The organism is Rhodoblastus sp. (genome assembly GCF_052145335.1).
Taxonomy (GTDB): domain Bacteria; phylum Pseudomonadota; class Alphaproteobacteria; order Rhizobiales; family Beijerinckiaceae; genus Rhodoblastus.
Map to the genome: position 1 here is coordinate 1 of NZ_JBKQOU010000233.1, position 2708 is coordinate 2708.

At 64.8% G+C, this 2708-nt stretch carries 2 protein-coding genes; both read left to right on the forward strand.

All coding sequences use genetic code 11. The annotated features are described in order from the left end of the window. Positions 1 to 316: 316 nt before the first annotated feature. Positions 317 to 514 (forward strand): hypothetical protein, encoded by a 198-nt coding sequence (locus tag ACLP2E_RS14795; protein ID WP_442466387.1) that lies wholly within the window; start codon positions 317 to 319, stop codon positions 512 to 514. Next, positions 501 to 2570, forward strand: a complete 2070-nt coding sequence (locus tag ACLP2E_RS14800) for a recombinase family protein (protein ID WP_442466388.1) — start codon at positions 501 to 503, stop codon at positions 2568 to 2570. Before ACLP2E_RS14795 ends, ACLP2E_RS14800 begins: the two co-directional genes overlap by 14 nt. The last annotated feature ends 138 nt before the right edge of the window (positions 2571 to 2708 follow it).

Below are 2708 nucleotides of genomic sequence, written 5' to 3' on the forward strand. Positions count from 1 at the left end.
CAGTCGCCCGTTCATTCTGCCCGTGTCGGGGGTGAGGTCGAGGTCCATTATCGCTGGCACGCGCTGTACGGCCGGCGCCTGCGGCTGCATTACACCGAGGTACGGGCCGGGACACGACTGAGCTACGTCGAAGCGGGCCCCGGCGTGATCATCGTGGTGCCGAGCTGGATGCTGGATCCGGCGGCTTGCCCCGACACGGCGCTCGGCGCGCCGCAGGTCGATTGCGCGGCTCTCAAGGACCTGAGTCGGCTCCTCATCGACCGCGGCTTTCGGCGAAACTCCTCCGGCGAAGTCCGTGTCGCCGAGGAGGAGCCGAATGAAACGCCTGCAGGAGACGATCGAAGCAAAGCCGAGACCCGACGTCCCACGTCAGCTCGTTATCGCATTCGAGGCGCCGCAGCTTTGGATGATGCAGTCGCTGGAACGCCAAAAGATCGTCTCGAGCCTGGCCAACGTCCTGATGCAGGCGGCGGGCGACGACCTGCTGGAGGAGGACGGCGATGACCGGCGGTGACCTTCTTCCCGCGACAGTCCTGAAGCGGAAAGCCGTCGTGTACGTCCGGCAATCGACGCAGACCCAGGTCCAGACCAACCTCGAAAGCCAACGCCGCCAGTATGAGTTGGTCGACGAAGCGCGCCGCCGAGGCTTCCGCGACGTGGAGGTCATCGACGACGATCTCGGGCGATCTGCGAGCGGAACGATGGCACGGCCGGGCTTCGATCGATTGGTGGCGTGGCTCTGCGCCGGCGATGTCGGCGCAGTGCTGTGCTTCGACGCTTCGCGGCTCGCCCGCAACGGCCGCGACTGGCATCACCTGCTGGAGCTCTGCGGTCTTGTGGGCGCGCGCGTCATCGATCTCGACGGGGTTTATGACCCCTGCCGCCCGAACGACCGTCTTCTCTTGGGCATGAAGGGCAGCATCAGCGAGTTTGAACTCGGCATCCTGCGCGCCCGGATGTACGACGCAGTGCGATCCAAGGCGCGGCGGGGCGAACTGCGGATCAGCGTGCCTATCGGCTACGTCTGGCACCGCGAGATGGGCCTCGGCTTCGATCCGGACATGCGGCTCCAGGAGGCGATCCGTCTCATCTTCGCCAGGTTCCGCGAGCTTGGCAGCGCGCGCCAAGTTCTCCTGTCTCTGGCGGCGGATCACTTGCATTTTCCTCGACCGTCCGACGGCAAGCGAATGATCGCCTTCGACTGGACGCCGATCCGCTATCGCAACGTCATATCGGTCCTCAAGAACCCCTTCTATGCCGGCGCCTACATCTACGGGAAGAGCGAACACCGCACGGCGATCGTCGATGGGCGTGCGCAGAAGACCTACGGACACGAACGGCCGTTCGAGGAATGGGAGGTCGTGCTCAAGGATCATCACGAAGGCTACATCGACTGGGCCGAGTTCGAGCGGAACCAGAAGCAGCTCGCAGCGAACGCCTACGGCCGTGTCGGCGAGGTCAAGTCCGGTCGCGGCGGCCAGGCGCTGCTGGTCGGTCTGCTTCGTTGCGCCCGATGCGGCCGTCGCCTCAAGACCGCCTATTATGGACGCTCGGGATGCGGCTATCGCTGCGACAGCCCAAACCTTATGCTCGGCGCCACGCGTTGCCTAACCTTTGGCAGTGCACGCGTCGATTCGGCCCTTGCTCGTGAGCTTCTACGCGCAGTCGAGCCGATCGCGGTCGAGGCCGCCATGGCAGCGGAGCGATTGCGCATGGAGAGGGTAAACGAGCGGCGGCACATCCTGGAGCTGGACCTGCAAAAGGCCCGCTACGAGGCGTCGTTGGCCGAGCGCCGCTACGCCGCCTGCGATCCGGATAACCGGCTGATCGCAGCGCAGTTGGAGAAGAGCTGGGAAACTGCGCTTCGCCAGGTCAAAGCCTGCCAGGCCCGTCTCGAGCCGGCGACACATGAGATGGCGCAGTCATCGAACCCCGTCGATTTCCTCGGGCTGGCCGAAGATCTGGAAACGGCCTGGGCCTCCCCGAACGTCTCGATGCGCTCACGCCAGCAACTCTTGCGCGCCCTTGTCGTCGACATCATCGCCGATGTCGACGAAGCCGCCCGCGATGTCATTTTGACGATCCATTGGCGCGGCGGCCAACATTCGCAGCTTCGTGTCCGCAAACCCAGGAGCGGCGAGCACGGCTGCCGGACGCCCGACGAAGCCCTCGCGGTCATGCGCAGCATGGCGGCGCGTTGGTCCGACGAGCATATCGCGGCGTCGCTGAACCGGATGGGCATGCGAACCGGTCAGGGCAAAACGTGGACTGCGCGTCGGGTCAGCTCGCTACGGCAGGTGCATGGTATCCACGCCTATCTTTCCGCGCAGAAAGATGGCGAGTGGCTGACAATGCGAGATGCGGCAGCGGCCCTCGGCGTCTCCCGCCATACGATCCGCCGTCTCGTCCACGCCGGCGTACTGCCCGCCGCACAAGTCGTGCCGGACGCCCCCTATCAGATCCGCTCAAGCGACCTGCATTCGCAAGTCGTCAGCGCGGCGATCGCCCGGAAAGGGCGCCCGTGTCGCTCCGAATCGCCGGAGCCGCTTCCAATGTTTCCAGATACTTGAAAATGAGGTGCACAATGAAAGCCCCGTCGCGAGCGCTGGAAGGACCTGTTTCAGGCCGATTTCGAGGTGCTGCTGTATGATCTGACCAGCACCTATTTCGAATGCGATCCGCCCGAAGACGGCAAGCGGAAGTTCGGC